The organism is Acinetobacter junii CIP 64.5 (assembly GCF_000368765.1).
GTDB classification, from domain to species: domain Bacteria; phylum Pseudomonadota; class Gammaproteobacteria; order Pseudomonadales; family Moraxellaceae; genus Acinetobacter; species Acinetobacter junii.
In genome coordinates, this window is sequence record NZ_KB849655.1 from 1,078,024 (window position 1) to 1,093,372 (window position 15,349).

Consider the following 15,349-nt stretch of genomic DNA (forward strand, 5'->3'; position numbering starts at 1 on the left):
TATATCTCCTTTATTTATGCAGGGTGACGCATAAATTTAAGAAAGTGATCTACATAAGTTGCCGCAGCTTGTTGATCAAGTTGAGTACCTAATTTTTCTAAACGCTTGTACCCTAAATGTGTCGTCATATTAATGACACCATTTAAGGTTTTATCGACTACAAAATTAAATTTTAGGCTCTTTTTCGGCTCACGAATTAAATGAGTGACACCTACATCAATCACTTCTGTGAGCAACTTCAGTGAATTGGCAATTTCCCGACTTTCCCCTTCAGCTAATTTTTGACTCGAAGCTTTAACCTGTTGAGTCAACTGTTGCTCAATCGGATAAGTCATATATACCGACTCATCTTCAACTCGAATTGTTTTAGATAAATGTTCAATCAATGGAACTAGACGATCATTCCCAAAGAATGACACTGACCATGGCATATATTTTCGGATTGCTTCTAAAATCTGCTGAATCACTTTTTCAGATTCACCTGTGAGTGAGTGATGTTGATTGTCTTGCAATAGCACCATAAAAACTTGTTCTATCACTTCACATGCAATTTCAGATAAAACTGCCCCCAAAGCATTTGCTTGGCTTTCTTTACTACCCTGTAAGAGCTGCGTACGGATGTGAGCAAATCGCGTGTATGTATCGGCATGAATATTTAAAAAAACGGCAGTGTTCATTCTAATCACCCTATTCTAGATTCCATAAAATAAGGGCTTATTCAATAAGCCCTTATTCATCCTTAGATTCTGTTTTTCTTTCATTTTTGGCTTTTCAAATGCTGAATTTACCACATTCTATTCACGATCAACATGCATAAATGCCAAAAATGGTTGACCGTGTGTTGCTTCATTAATTTTTAATAGAATTGAATAACTCATCGTAACCGTCCTTTTTTAAGTTTTAATATTTTTATATCTAGGACTTACGCACTATTATTTATAGATTCTCTGTGGTAGCAGATGATTTTTATCGAGAATAAAGTCATCAATGAAGTTTTTGATCATTGGTCTAAATAATTTCTTCTGCCAACGATATATATTTTCAAAGATCCGCTCAAAATGGTTCTTTTGTATCTCAACGTAGGCCATCAAGGCTGAAAAAATATGATTCAAAATCAGTTTAGATCGTCTTACTTGAAACTTTTCAATATGACAAACCTGTTTGATCACCCGGTGATATTGCTCTATTTTCCAATGACTTGAATGTAATTCATGAAAACCCTCAAAGGACAATAAATCATCTTCATCTTGATGCACAATATAAAACCTCTGCTGTTCTTTTAACTGAGTCTTAAATAATTGTACAAAGCCAAAATCTTTGAGCCAGACTACTTGATCCTGATGGAAATCTGGCAATAAACGCAGTTGAAACCATTGTCCTTTTTCTGGGGAAACCTTACGGTTACAGTCGATACCAAACATAAATCGAATACCATATTTTCTTATGGTTTTTAGATTTCCAGTCGATGAATACCAACTATCACCTGTAATAAATTGAATCTTTGCACCCCAACTGAGTACTTCACTTAACATATCCATAAAGTAATCATTCTTGGTTTTACTTTCAGATTTGTCATAAATTCGGAAATTAATTGGAATATTTTGACCATTTTGATCTGTCGCATACAAGGTAATCAGATTAATACCCTTGACGGATCGGTGGTGTTTGCCTGACCAAAAATAGCTAACTAAGTCCATATGTTGACTATATGGTTTATCTAAAACAGTATCATCAATACTGACTATAAGTTTGTTATTATCAATATGTTGAATTGATTCTTGATATAGGTCGTGAGGTGTGTAATCTTCACGCTCTAGAAAGCGATTTACACTATCATGCGAGATATTATAAGTCTCGGCAAGTTGTGTGCAGCTAATAGAGTTCGGTTCTGCCATGAGAAAGCCCATATAAATGGGTAGAGTACAAGTTGCTGTAGAAGCATGTTTAATTCGTCTGATCACAGATACTTTATAAAGTATTTTAGTACTTTTTTGAATCCGTCAATGCGTAAGTCCTAATATCGTTGTTTTATGCTTAAACATTTTTAATTGTGTGATGTAACATACATAAATCTAACTTTTTCAAGAAAAAAACCAACTGTTTTCATCGACTTTTTTTGATGAAAATATTCATCATTTTTTTGCTACAATAGACGCAATTTTTTATTCTATTTTGATCTTCTGTACTATGACTGACGCTCAATCTGCTCAAAATATCGCAACAACTTACGATCCAACCGAGATCGAAAAGAAGTGGTATCAAATCTGGGAACAAAACGGTTATTTCAAACCATCAGGTCAAGGTGAATCATTCTGTATCATGATTCCACCACCAAACGTTACGGGTAGCTTGCACATGGGTCATGGCTTTAACAATGCCATCATGGATGCTCTGACTCGTTATAACCGTATGATGGGTAAAAATACCTTATGGCAACCTGGAACTGACCATGCGGGAATTGCAACGCAGATGGTCGTCGAGCGTCAACTTGGTCTCCAAGGGATTAACCGCCATGACTTAGGTCGTGAAAAGTTCATCGACAAAGTTTGGGAATGGAAAGAACAATCAGGCGGAACAATTACACGTCAAATCCGTCGTTTAGGCTCATCAGTCGATTGGTCACGTGAACGCTTCACGATGGATGAAGGTTTATCCAATGCTGTGAAAGAAGTGTTTGTTAAACTTCACGAAGATGGTTTGATCTATCGTGGTAAGCGTTTGGTGAATTGGGATCCAAAACTACAAACTGCCCTTTCTGATCTTGAAGTTGAAAGCAAAGAAGAAAAAGGCTCGTTGTGGCACTTTAAATATTTCTTTGAAGACAAATCGCTTAAAACCAAAGATGGTAATGACTACCTTGTGGTGGCAACCACACGTCCTGAAACATTATTGGGCGATACAGCAGTTGCAGTACATCCTGAAGATGAACGCTATGCACACCTTATCGGTAAAAACATTGTTCTACCGATCACAGGTCGTTTAGTTCCAGTTGTTGTAGATGAATACGTTGAAAAAGACTTCGGTACAGGCTGTGTAAAAATCACACCTGCGCATGACTTCAATGACTATGAAGTAGGTAAACGTTGTGGTCTAGCGATTATCAATATCTTCAACAAAAATGCCGAAGTGTTGGCTGAGTTTGAATATATCGCCAAAGCGGGTGAGCAAATTTCACAACTGTTGCCTGCCCCTGCGGATTATATCGGCTTGGAGCGTTTTGCTGCCCGTAAAAAACTGGTTGAACAGGCAGAAGCTGAAGGCTGGCTGGACAAGATTGATCCGTATGACTTGAAAGCACCACGCGGTGACCGTTCAGGCGTGATTGTTGAACCATTACTCACAGACCAATGGTATGTGAAAATTGCGCCTTTGGCTGCGCCTGCAATTGACGCTGTACAAGATGGTCGTATCAAGTTTGTCCCAGAACAATACACCAATATGTATATGTCATGGATGAAAGACATTCAGGACTGGTGTATTTCCCGTCAACTGTGGTGGGGTCACCGTATTCCTGCATGGTACGATGCTGAAGGTAATGTTTATGTGGGACGCAACGAAGAAGAAGTTCGTGCCAAAAACAACATCGCTGCTGACATTGAATTAAATCAGGATGAAGATGTACTGGATACATGGTTCTCCTCTGCACTTTGGACATTCTCAACTTTAGGCTGGACTGGCGATGCACAGAAAGATGCAGCCAACGATTTCCTTAAAACGTTCCACCCGACTGATGTATTGGTGACAGGTTTTGACATCATCTTCTTCTGGGTTGCACGTATGATCATGATGACCATGCACTTCATGAAAAATGAAGATGGTTCATCTCAAGTACCATTTAAGACGGTTTACGTGCATGGCTTAGTCCGTGATGGTGAAGGTCAGAAGATGTCGAAGTCTAAGGGCAACGTACTTGATCCACTCGATTTGATCGACGGTATTGATTTAGAAAGCCTAGTTGCGAAACGTACCACGGGCTTAATGAATCCGAAAGATGCTGCGAAGATTGAGAAATCAACCCGTAAGGAATTCCCAGAAGGCATCAATGCCTATGGTACGGATGCAGTACGTTTTACCTTCTGTGCGCTTGCAAACACAGGTCGTGACATCAAGTTCGATTTAAAACGTGTTGAAGGCTACCGTAACTTCTGTAATAAAATCTGGAACGCAACCCGTTTTGTTCTGATGAATGTCGAAGGTCAAACCGTTGGTCAAGAAGCTCGTCCTGATCTTTGGGAACTTCCTGAACAATGGATCATCAGCCGTTTACAAAAAGCAGAAGCTGCTGTTCATCAAGCATTTGCCACCTATCGTTTAGACCTTGCGGCGCAAGCGATTTATGACTTTATCTGGAATGAATACTGCGACTGGTATGTCGAACTGACCAAGCCTGTGCTTAACGATGCCAATGTGTCAGAAGAGCGTAAAGCTGAAGTTCGCCGTGTACTCCTTGCCGTGATGGAAGCGTCTTTACGTTTGGCTCATCCGTTAATGCCGTATTTGACAGAAGAAATCTGGCAAACCCTTGCGCCGATGTTAGGCAAAGGCGGTGCTACGATTATGACTGCGCAATACCCTGTTCCTGAACAAGCGAAGATCAATGATCAAGCTGAAGCAGATATGCAGTGGTTACAAGGTTTGATCGGTGCAGTACGTAATATTCGTGGTGAAATGGGCTTAGGTAATGCACGTTTATTACCTGTATTGCTTAAGAATATTTCTGATGCAGAACGTGAGCAAATCATCCGTATCGAAGCGTTGTTCAAAGCACTCGCAAAAGTTGAAAGCATTGAGTTCTTGACCAATGAGCAAGAGCCACCTCTCTCATGCTCTAGCGTTGTAAGCCATGCATCTGTATTTGTACCGATGAAAGGTTTGATTGATCCTAAAGCTGAATTGGGTCGTTTGCAGAAAGACTTGGATAAGGTTCAAAAGCAACATGACCAAATCGCAACTAAACTTTCTAACGAAGGTTTTGTTGCTAAAGCACCAGCAGCCGTAGTTGAAGGTGAAAAAGTGAAATTAGCTGAGTTTGCTGATCAGTTAAGCAAAATTAAAGCAAGTATGGAGCAAATTGCTGCGCTGTAACACTTTAATTTAATTAGCATTTAAGTTAGAATCCCTTTCAAATTTGAGGGGGATTTTATGCCAATCATATATCAATTAGAACAAAATAAAAATATTCTTAAATTTATAGACAATGATTTTGAATTACAAAATACCAATATATTTACTTTTTTAGTGGGTAAAAACTCTGTTGGTAAAAGTCGACTTTTAAGAAGTCTTATAATTCATGCATTAGAAGAAGATAAATTTGATAAAGTTTTAGCTCTTTCTAACACTCAATATCATAAATTCCCTTCCTACCGTGATCTTCCAAATAAAGAGCAGATATCAAACAACAAATATACCAGACTAGCTTTTGAAGCTAGAACACCTATTTACTCTGGTGGCTATGATTACAGAAAAAAAATAAATAATTTTTCAAAAAAAAACTATCATTATCTTTTTAATTTTTTTGACGAAAATAATATTAAATTTCATAAGAACCTAAATACGAACCTTAACTTCGCTCAATCCTTTGAATCATTTTTAACTCAATTCTCTTTTAAAGAAAAACCATATTATAATCTATTGACAATTTTAGACTTCTTAAAACTAGATCACTATGTGAAATGTACAATTCTACCAACCAATAGCTTTAAAACAGAAGATTTAAATATTAAAATTAATAATTACTTTAATAATTCTAAAAACATTACAAGTGAAGAGTATGAAATATTTAGACGTTTAAAAGATAGCTTATATGATTTAAAAAATTTAAGAAGCTTTGACTTACTTCACTTATCTTTATACGAGCTTGAAAGTATATCATTCTTAATAGAATCAGGACTCGTTAGAATTTATAAAGTATCCTTTTCTAAAGATAAAAAAATATTTAATTATACAGATTTAAGCTCTGGAGAACTTGCTGTTTTAAGTTTAGTTTTAGGATTGACAGCTACAATCACTGATAATTCATTAGTATGCATAGATGAGCCAGAAATAAATTTACACCCACAGTGGCAAGAAAAAATTATTGAACTTATTGAGTTAGTATCTGAAAACTATTATGGATGTCATTTTTTTATTGCAACTCACTCTCCACAACTCATATCCGGAATATCAGAAAAAAATAGCTTTATTCTTGATTTAACTAATAATTCATTAAAAACGATTGAAAGTTTTAAAAATAGATCATCTGATTTTCAACTATCAGAGGTTTTTAATTTCCCTGGAAAAAATAATGAATATTTAATTAGAAAACTTATTCTTCTATTGAATAAACTAAACAATGAAGAGGACTTTATACTAAACACCGAATCAAATAATTTTCTTAAACATATAAATAAATTATTAAAAGAAGAAAAAATAGACCAAGAGGATAAAGTTAGAATTCTTTTCAATCTCGTAAATAGCTATAGGGATTAAAATGGAAATTTTTCAAATTCCTACTGAGCTACAAGATTTTATTAATAGATATGATAAGAAAAGTTATCAACTATGGAATGACGAGAAGAATAAAGATGTTAATAATTTTCGTAGATTAATTAGGAATCACTATGTTTCTGATCAGAAATTTACTTGTTTTTACTGTAAACAATATATTTTTTCTACAAATGGTTTACATTGGCAAGTCGAACATATTTTACCTAAATCCATATTTCCCCAATTTCTTTTTGAACCTAGAAATTTAATTATTATTTGCCCTGATTGTAATCATGAGAAAGGAGACCAAAATCCCCATACTGAAGGAGTGAGGGCTTGTAATCGTCCAAATTACCCAAGTACAAGTAGTAGATTTAAGATTATTCATCCTTTATTTGATAAGTATGAAGAACATATTGAACGTGTACCTGCGAATCATTGTGAATATCCTGATCATTATTTTCTCAAAGCCCATACACCGAAAGGAAAAGCAACTGCCAAAATGTGTGATTTAAACCGTTTTTATCAAGAATTTGCGGGTTACAAAGATATGAAAGGTAAACAAGTTTCGAGCTTAGATAATTTTATAGAAAAAGATTTGAATGATCTTACAAAAGAACAAAAAATAGAGTTAGTTCAGAGAATTATGGCATCCATGTAACTTTTTGGCATCTTATATAGAAATGTTACGTGACATATAAAATTTAAATTTCTGCTCAATAGTCTATGAGTTATTCTCTTTCTTAGGAAAAAATACTTAAAAAATCAAAGCACCCCATGCCCCAACAACATCTCTACTCCACTCACTTTTTTCATATGCTTTAATCGTTCCTTTTCCCATTTCACCTGCTGCTTTAACTCAGCACAGTCCGCATCTATCGCTTTATACACATCGCTGATATGCAGATGCTCGGCTTTTACTTTTTTCGCCAACTGAAAAGAATCTAAAATCTCTTCAATTTGACTTTCAAGCTGCTGACTTTGTGCATCCAAAGCCAGTTTATAAAACTTCACTTGCTCCGCTGATAGCTCTTTAGTTCCTACACCTCTATTCTGTTCAAGCTGTAACTGGAGTTTGAGCAAATAAAACAAATCCTGCTGTTCATACGCCTGACTCGCTTGCTGAAACAATTCGGTTTTTTCTGCTTTCTTAGTTTCATCTTGCTCACGGTCAGGATGAATCATGGCAGCTATTTTTAAATACACCGTTTTAAGTGATTGTGCTGCCAGTTGCTCAGCTTGTTCACGTTTCTGTTGCTGGCGTAACTGCTTAGCTTTCTCTCTTGCTTGTTGTTGTTCCGCAGCATATTGCTCAAAGTCTTCTTCTAGTTCACTCGCTTGTTTTGCATGTTGTTCGATACTCTGCTCAGAGGATGCTTGATACTCAAACTTTTCTGACTGTGCTTTTTTAGACTTTTTAACAGATTGTTGAGTATGTTGTTGATAAAAAGTATCGATCTGCTTCACAAGTGAGAGCTGTACTTCATTCAACATTTGTGAACGTTTCAACATACGGGCAAGTTGTGCGATTTTCTCATCGAGTTGCTGCATATCCGCTTTGGAAAACTCATGCTGTTGTAACAGCATCCAAAGCTGATCTAACTGCTGAAACAGGATTTCATGCAGCTCGCTATACACAGGCATCAGCTTTTGCCGTGTGTGCTGTTGAATCTCAGCTTGTGCATTCTGCCATGCAGCAAGGCTGATTTTTTGCTGTTCTATTTGATCAATCAGGCGATTCAGCTTTTTCTGCTGTGGTGAAGGTTCATCTTTAGATGATCGGCTTATTTTTATATCGAAAGACATGCAACAGAAGAAGATAAAACAGAAGGTCGTAGTGTAACAGATCACCCCGATCTGCTACATCACTAAGCAGGCAATTAAGCTCCAATCACTCGGTTACGACCTTGTGCTTTAGCTTGATACAAATATTGGTCGGCACGACGCATCGCAGCCTGTGCATCACTATCCCCAGCCTGTACCACACTCACTCCGATGCTGATGGAAATTGGGTGATGATCCAAAATAGGCGCATTTTCTACCGCCTGTCGCAGATTTTCCGCCAAAGCTACTGCCCCTTCAAGCGATGTAGCAGGTAACAACACTACAAACTCTTCACCACCATAACGGGCAACAAAGTCAGACTCACGCACCGTCGAGGACAACTGTTGCGCTACGCTTTTCAGAACAAAGTCGCCTACTTCGTGCCCATATTGATCATTCACTTTTTTGAAGAAATCGACATCCATTAACAACACCGCATAAGCCAAATGACTTCGTGCAAACTGTGCGTACAAATAATCTAAATAATCCGTGAGTGCGTGTCGGTTATATAATTCCGTTAATGCGTCGTACCGAGCCAATTTTTCTAATTCAATATTGGCTTGTTCGAGTTCCTGCGTGCGTTCTTGTACCTTTTGTTCAAGCGTGATATTGGCATCCATGAGCTGATGTTTTTGGGTTAACAGCGTTTTAGTCATGCTATTTAAAGACTGTGATAAACCTGTAATTTCTCGAATACTACTATTTACCTCAAAATGAACATCTTCTTGTCCCTCTTCGACCGCATGTGCACTTTTCGCTAAATTTTCAATTGGACGGCTAAAACGATTGGCTAAGCGATAAGTGAGAGTAAGCATGAATAAGGTGACGATTAAACCAATCAGCACAATTTGTTGCTGTAAAGCACGAACCTCCGCAAGTGCTGTAGACACGGGTTGACGGATTATGACATGCCATCCTAAGCTCATTTCTGTATCTGAGATCACAGCAACATCTGTGGTCAAATACTTCTGTCCCTCATTCCAAGTATCAACAAAATAATGATTGTGCTGCTGCGAGATCGCAGATAATTGAACTTATCCAATACTTTTATAGGGATAAAGAATCTCCCCTTGCTTATTGACAATAAATACCTCGATGCCTTTTTCAGCTGCATCTTCTGGCAAAGCTGTTTTTAAAACTTGCTGAGCCCAACTCCAATCTGCATGTGCGGCCAAAACACCTTTCAATACTTTGGTATTTGGGTCGTAGATTGGCGTTGCAAAATCAATAAAACGCATGGGTTCATTGGGATTAATGGCTTTTAATTTTTTCGCAAGCAGAACTGCTTCATGTACATCGCCCAAATAAACATGTTTCAAGCCTTCAATAAACCATGGTCTTGCTGAAACATCTGCCCCTTCTAGTAGTTTATTGGCCGCAACTTCTACTTTCCCACTAGGGTTTGCAATTCCTAACCATGGATAATACTTATACGACTGTTGTACTTGATCGAGTTTCAATTGCAGTTTAGGATTTTTAAAGTCGGTATCTATAAAAAATGGAGACTCACTTAAAAGCACCATCTCCCGCTCGCGTTCTGTCAGAGAATTTGCCAAAGTATTGCTAATATTTTTTGCCGTCGCGTACAGCGTTTGACCACTGGATTGAGTCATTTGCGCTGAGGCTTTATATCCAATATACAAGGTAATACACAACCCTAGAATAAGGGCCATGCCTGCAAATACAATCAGTAAACGATTACGAAAGGTGTCGATTTGGAACATATTCTTTTTCATTGCACCCTATCGCAAATGATTTTTTGATCTCTCAAATATATCAGGTATTTTTTATGAATTATGTTCGGATTCGATGAACTACTCATTAAAATCAAATAAATTTGATCGCAACTGATTCAGACTTCTACACTAAATCCAACAAAGTGCAAACTCATGCTCTCAAGTGTTTTATTGATGCAAATGATTCGCCTTCCTTTGTATCAATCTTTAAGGCCCTATGCTTTTCAGACAACACGCACCAATTTTCATCATATTTACAATTTATTTTCTAAATTGGTGCGTTTTTTGCATCACAAAATCCATCAAATTGAGTTGTGACGCTACAGCTTGAGTTTTTAGATTTACTAAATCTATTTTGGTGCAAAAAATGAATCAAATACTCGCACCAAAATAAAATTTAGCACTTTTTTTGAGCACCACTATGCAAAACGTAGATCTATTTTTCTTACTGCTCGGTGCAGTACTGGTTTTGGCAATGCATGCAGGCTTTGCATTTTTAGAGCTAGGCACCGTTCGTCACAAAAACCAAGTCAATGCACTCAGTAAAATTCTGACTGACTTTGCAATTTCCGCAATTGCCTACTTCTTTGTTGGTTATTGGATTGCCTATGGACAAAACTTTTTTCATGCAGGTGAAGTTTTAGCTGCTGATCATGGTTATAACCTGATGCGTTGCTTCTTCTTATTAACCTTTGCTGCTGCCATTCCAGCGATTGTCTCTGGGGGTATTGCTGAACGTGCCAAAATGCGTTCACAAGCGATCGCAACTTTACTTTTAGTTGCCCTGATCTACCCGTTCTTTGAAGGGATGATTTGGAATGGAAACTATGGTTTCCAAAAATGGCTTGAAAGCTCTTTTGGTGCAACTTTCCATGATTTCGCTGGTTCTGTAGTTGTACACGCGATGGGTGGATGGATTGCCTTAGCTGCGGTGATCTTGTTAGGTGCGCGTAATGGTCGTTATAAAAATGACGGTCGTGTTAGTGCTCACCCTCCTTCATCTATTCCATTCCTAGCTTTGGGTTCATGGATTTTGATCGTAGGTTGGTTTGGCTTCAACGTAATGAGTGCTCAACGTGTTGATGCTATCTCTGGCTTAGTTGCGATCAACTCATTAATGGCGATGGTTGGTGGTACTTTGGCAGCAAACTTTATGGGTAAAAATGACCCAGGCTTCTTGCACAATGGTCCTTTGGCTGGTTTAGTAGCGATCTGTGCTGGCTCTGACATCGTGCATCCTATCGGTGCATTGGTTATCGGTGGAGCTGCTGGTGGCATGTTCGTTTATCTATTTACTTACACGCAAAACAAACTCAAAGTCGACGATGTCTTGGGGGTTTGGCCATTACATGGTGTCTGTGGTGCTTTTGGGGGTATTGCGGCAGGTATCTTTGGTCAGCAAGCGCTTGGCGGTTTGGGTGGAGTATCGATTATTTCTCAAATCATCGGGACTGGCTTAGGTGTTGCTATCGCATTGGTAGGTGGTTTTGTCGTATATGGCATTTTAAAAGTCACTATGGGCATCCGTTTATCTCAAGAAGATGAGTATCGTGGTGCTGACCTTTCGATTCATAAGATTTCAGCGAATTCTGAAGAATCAATGTTTTAAGTTTTAATGTTTTATGCGGCGGAAACGCCGCTTTTTTTATGTCAATTTTAAGAGCTGTTTAAGATTAAAACAGTTTAATAAATCATAGATTGTTTACTTTTCGACGTTTAATCCTATGATTATTAAAACGCCATTTTTTCTGCTCACCAGTTTCTTACTTTTAATCAGTTTTTTTATTTTGTGGTGGGTCTTTCCTGTAGGGGGCAGCATAGATATGTACTTAATCCAACCTTGGGTAGGTACATTTGGTGATTTTGCGCTAAAAGGTGATTGGTATCTAGCAAAGCTCAATCACACCTATGTCAAAAAAGTTTTAACGCTGGTCTACATTAGTTTTTTCTTATTATGGATAGCATCTTTCAAAGTTGAAAAACTCAAAGCAAACCGCTGGAAATATGGCTATATGTTTTGGGTCAGCATGTTATGTACTTGTGTGATCGGGCTAATCAAAGCAAATGCTGCTCATGCTTGTCCTTGGGCAATGACGACTGCAACAACCACAGGCTTCACATGGGATTTTTCTGCTACAGCAGGACATTGTTTTCCTGGTGGACATGCTAGTACAGGCTTTGCACTGGTAACAGGTTATTTTGTCTATCGACTCGATGAACAAAAACGAGCATGGTTTTATTTATTTGCAGGTATCCTACTTGGTTTTGCGATGGGATGGGCGCAGATGATGCGTGGTGCTCATTTTCTCAGCCATAATTTATGGACAGCGTGGATCTGCTTTGCAATCAATCTTGTTGTGTATGCTTTAACCTACCAACGCCATCTCATACGCTCGAACATAATTGATACTCCGAAAGTTTTGCCTGATGTGGTAAAGTGAGCAATCAAACACCCTTATACAATCACCTAATTATAGTTTGCTGCGAATGGATGACTTTCAGACTTTTTTAGACAATACCTTAAAAACCCAACAAGCATCTATTCAGGCTTATAAGCTCGATACTGGTAAAGTATGGTTAAAAAAAGCATCTGAACGTCATGGTCTATGGTTATATACGCCATTGAAATGGCTTGCCAAGATTTTCAATCTTGGTGCCATTATGCCTGTCCCGAATCAAGGTGGCGCGGCGGCGATTCGATGTGAATATCAGCGTATTCAACAGCTCAAACAACTCGGTGTATCAACACCTAATGTGCTTGCTCATTCTGACAAAGGGATTTTACTGGAAGATATTGGCGCTCAACATCAAAGTAAAGTTAAACAATTAGATCAAGCACTTGCATACTGCAAAGATGATTTAGCAGCTAAAACCACTTTATTTACCCAAGCGATTCAAGCAGTTCAATATGTTCATTTGCAAGGTGGTTATTTAAGCGAAGCTTTTGCACGTAATATTTTAGTCGATCAAGAAAGACATTTTAGTTTTATTGATTTCGAAACTGATCCTGCATCCGTGCTCAGCTTGCACGATTGTTTTGTCCGTGATTGGATTTTATATATTTTCTCGACGGCCTATCATTTCGAATTTGAACAGCTTAATGATGCAAGCTATATCCTTTACCAAGCTCTACTCGCTGAACCACAAGTGTATAAAGACATTTGTAAAGTTGGAAAACGCTTAAACTGGGTGCTCAGACTCAATGTAAACCGCGTCGGCAATGATGGTAAACGCATCCAAAAATGTGTGTTGTTTCTGCGTTATCTTCGAGAGCATGCGGAAAGCAATACTTAAATCAAAGTGACTCAGTGATGATTTAAGATTTTTGGTAAGCGTACTAAAACGGATAAGCCACCCAAATCAATACTACGAGACAGTTGCAGCGTACCGCCTAAACGTTGAATAGCTTTATCAACGATGGAAAGTCCTAAGCCGCTACCCACTTCTAGATGATGATGCACACGATAGAAACGTTTTAATACTTTATCGTAATTTTCAGGGTCGATGCCAACACCACTGTCTTCAATTTGCACGCATGCAAAATTGTCTTGGTCACTATAGACTGAAATATTAATGATGCCTTGATTAGGCGTATACTTAATCGCATTGTCGATCAGGTTAAAAATAATCGAATGAATCGTTGACTCCAAACTATTCATTTCAATCACATCATTACGCTCAAAACCCAAATCTATTTCTTTTTGCATGGCTAAGTTGACCAATTGCTCGACGCAATTGAGTGCAACATCATTCAAACGAAACTCCGTATTTGGCTCAATCAAATTTAAACCTACATCTTGTTTAGCCAATGCCAGTAATTGTGTCACCAGATGCTGAATCCTCGCCAATCCTTTACTTAGATTAATTAAAGCTTCGTGCTCAGGGAATTGACTCATTAAAATCTTGGTTTGTAGATTTAATGCCGTTACAGGTGTTCTGAGTTCATGTGCTGCATCTGCAATAAATTGCTTTTGTTCAGCCTGTGCCTGTTGGATTCGTCCAAACAAATGATTCATTTCTTCAATAGTTGGAATTAACTCTTGCGGATAATCTTGGCTATCAATCGGTGCTAAGCCATCCGAATCTCGACTGCGCAATTCAGCCTTGAAGTCTTCTAAAGGTTTTAAACTGAGACTAATAATGAATGCTAAGATAATAATTGCAAAAGGCAGTAACAGCACATATGGCACAAACATACTGCCTGCCAACTCCCAAGCGAAGTTCTTGCGTACCTGCTCTTGTTGGCTCACTTGAATTTGATAATCTTTTAACGGAATGACATAAACACGCCATTTTCCTTGTGGGGTTTCTTGCGTGTAAAAACCTGCTTGCTTCACTGGTGGAATCAATAGATGCGTTTGATGCCATAAATGACTTTGATCTTTATAAGCCCAAATATCAACCAGCAAATCTTCTTCGTGATATGTGCGATGCAATTCAACTTTACTCACAACAGTTGTTAATGGCTGAGCAGTCGAACGCTCAGCCATATATTGCATTTGTGTATCAAGAATCTCATCAACTTCATGTAAAGCTGTTTTATAAGCTGTAAAAATTAATAAACATCCAAGCAGTAAACTAAAGACCGAGGTTCCCCAAATCAGTCTTTTTTTCAGTGAGTATTGCTTAGATATTTTCATAAATATTTATGATTGTCCTAGTCGGTAACCCAAACCACGGATAGTTCGAATAAAATCTTTCCCTAGTTTTGCACGTAAGTGATGTACATAAACCTCTATGGTATTACTGGTCACCTCACTATCAAAATCATAAAGCTTATCTTCAAGATTTGCTTTGGAGAAGATTTTATTTGGATGGCTTACAAGCGGAATTAAAATTGCCCATTCACGGTTTGATAACTCAATCTGTTGTCCTTTGAAGGTCGCCAAATGCTGCTCGACATCAAGAACCAAATCACCATTTTTCAATAACTGCGATTGACTTTTAAGTTGTGCTGTTTCTGCATGACCTCGACGTAATAGTGCATTAATTCGTGCCAATAACTCATCGAACTCATAAGGTTTAATTAGGTAATCATCCGCACCTTGATTCAATCCATCGACACGGTTTTGCAGTTGATCTCTGGCTGAAATGATTAATACTGGAAGTGCACTACGCTGACGGATTTGTCTCAATACCTGCATACCATCCATCATAGGCAATCCCAAATCAAGCAAAACCAAATCAAAATTATGCTTTGCTAATAAGGATAGCCCATCTACGCCATTATTGACCCACTCTACCTCGAATTGATGGTAGCGCAACAGAGTCAATGTTGACTCTGCAATCATAAAATCATCTTCTATCATCAAGATTTTGGTCAT

General features: G+C 38.0%; 13 protein-coding genes. 6 read left to right on the top strand and 7 right to left on the bottom strand.

Annotation, left to right across the window (positions count from 1 at the left end):
• Positions 1 to 14 precede the first annotated feature (14 nt).
• The gene (locus F948_RS10745; protein WP_004963670.1) at positions 15 to 677 is read right to left on the bottom strand and encodes a hypothetical protein; all 663 of its coding nucleotides are present in this window, start codon (positions 675 to 677) and stop codon (positions 15 to 17) included.
• A 255-nt stretch (positions 678 to 932) separates the two neighbouring features.
• Positions 933 to 1,961, bottom strand: a complete 1,029-nt coding sequence (locus F948_RS10750) for an IS701 family transposase (protein ID WP_080632273.1) — start codon at positions 1,959 to 1,961, stop codon at positions 933 to 935.
• 226 nt (positions 1,962 to 2,187) lie between these two features.
• On the opposite strand from F948_RS10750, the gene F948_RS10755 reads away from it, so the two are divergent.
• From F948_RS10755 to F948_RS10765, 3 genes are read left to right on the top strand one after another with little or no spacing between them, the layout of a single operon-like run.
• Positions 2,188 to 5,085 carry a valine--tRNA ligase gene (locus tag F948_RS10755; protein ID WP_004963674.1) on the top strand — a complete coding sequence of 966 codons (2,898 nt, stop codon included), beginning with the start codon at positions 2,188 to 2,190 and terminating at the stop codon, positions 5,083 to 5,085.
• Positions 5,086 to 5,142: 57 nt separating this feature from the next.
• On the top strand, positions 5,143 to 6,468 hold the full coding sequence (locus F948_RS10760; protein ID WP_004963677.1) for an ATP-binding protein: 1,326 nt from the start codon (positions 5,143 to 5,145) through the stop codon (positions 6,466 to 6,468).
• A 1-nt stretch (position 6,469) separates the two neighbouring features.
• The gene (locus tag F948_RS10765; protein ID WP_004963679.1) at positions 6,470 to 7,126 is read left to right on the top strand and encodes an HNH endonuclease; all 657 of its coding nucleotides are present in this window, start codon (positions 6,470 to 6,472) and stop codon (positions 7,124 to 7,126) included.
• A 104-nt stretch (positions 7,127 to 7,230) separates the two neighbouring features.
• Here F948_RS10765 and F948_RS10770 read toward each other — a convergent pair whose 3' ends face one another.
• The 3 genes from F948_RS10770 to F948_RS16730 form a co-directional block, all read right to left on the bottom strand.
• The gene (locus F948_RS10770) at positions 7,231 to 8,271 is read right to left on the bottom strand and encodes a coiled-coil domain-containing protein (protein ID WP_004963683.1); all 1,041 of its coding nucleotides are present in this window, start codon (positions 8,269 to 8,271) and stop codon (positions 7,231 to 7,233) included.
• Positions 8,272 to 8,345: 74 nt separating this feature from the next.
• The gene (locus F948_RS16725) at positions 8,346 to 9,251 is read right to left on the bottom strand and encodes a GGDEF domain-containing protein (protein ID WP_004963686.1); all 906 of its coding nucleotides are present in this window, start codon (positions 9,249 to 9,251) and stop codon (positions 8,346 to 8,348) included.
• Positions 9,252 to 9,323: 72 nt separating this feature from the next.
• Positions 9,324 to 10,025, bottom strand: a complete 702-nt coding sequence (locus tag F948_RS16730; protein ID WP_004963689.1) for a cache domain-containing protein — start codon at positions 10,023 to 10,025, stop codon at positions 9,324 to 9,326.
• Between the two features lie 421 nt (positions 10,026 to 10,446).
• On the opposite strand from F948_RS16730, the gene F948_RS10785 reads away from it, so the two are divergent.
• The 3 genes from F948_RS10785 to F948_RS10795 all read left to right on the top strand — a co-directional run bounded on the left by F948_RS10785 (position 10,447) and on the right by F948_RS10795 (position 13,319).
• Entirely contained in the window at positions 10,447 to 11,634 is a 1,188-nt protein-coding gene (locus F948_RS10785) for an ammonium transporter (RefSeq protein ID WP_004908475.1), read from the top strand.
• Between the two features lie 115 nt (positions 11,635 to 11,749).
• Positions 11,750 to 12,466: a phosphatase PAP2 family protein gene (locus F948_RS10790; protein ID WP_004963692.1), complete on the top strand. Its 717-nt coding sequence runs from the start codon at positions 11,750 to 11,752 to the stop codon at positions 12,464 to 12,466.
• A 46-nt stretch (positions 12,467 to 12,512) separates the two neighbouring features.
• Positions 12,513 to 13,319, top strand: a complete 807-nt coding sequence (locus F948_RS10795) for a hypothetical protein (protein WP_004908482.1) — start codon at positions 12,513 to 12,515, stop codon at positions 13,317 to 13,319.
• 11 nt (positions 13,320 to 13,330) lie between these two features.
• On the opposite strand, the gene F948_RS10800 is transcribed toward F948_RS10795, so the two are convergent.
• On the bottom strand, positions 13,331 to 14,665 hold the full coding sequence (locus F948_RS10800) for a sensor histidine kinase (RefSeq protein WP_004908485.1): 1,335 nt from the start codon (positions 14,663 to 14,665) through the stop codon (positions 13,331 to 13,333).
• A 6-nt stretch (positions 14,666 to 14,671) separates the two neighbouring features.
• Positions 14,672 to 15,349, bottom strand: coding sequence for a DNA-binding response regulator PmrA (locus tag F948_RS10805; protein WP_004963696.1), 678 nt, complete (start codon positions 15,347 to 15,349; stop codon positions 14,672 to 14,674).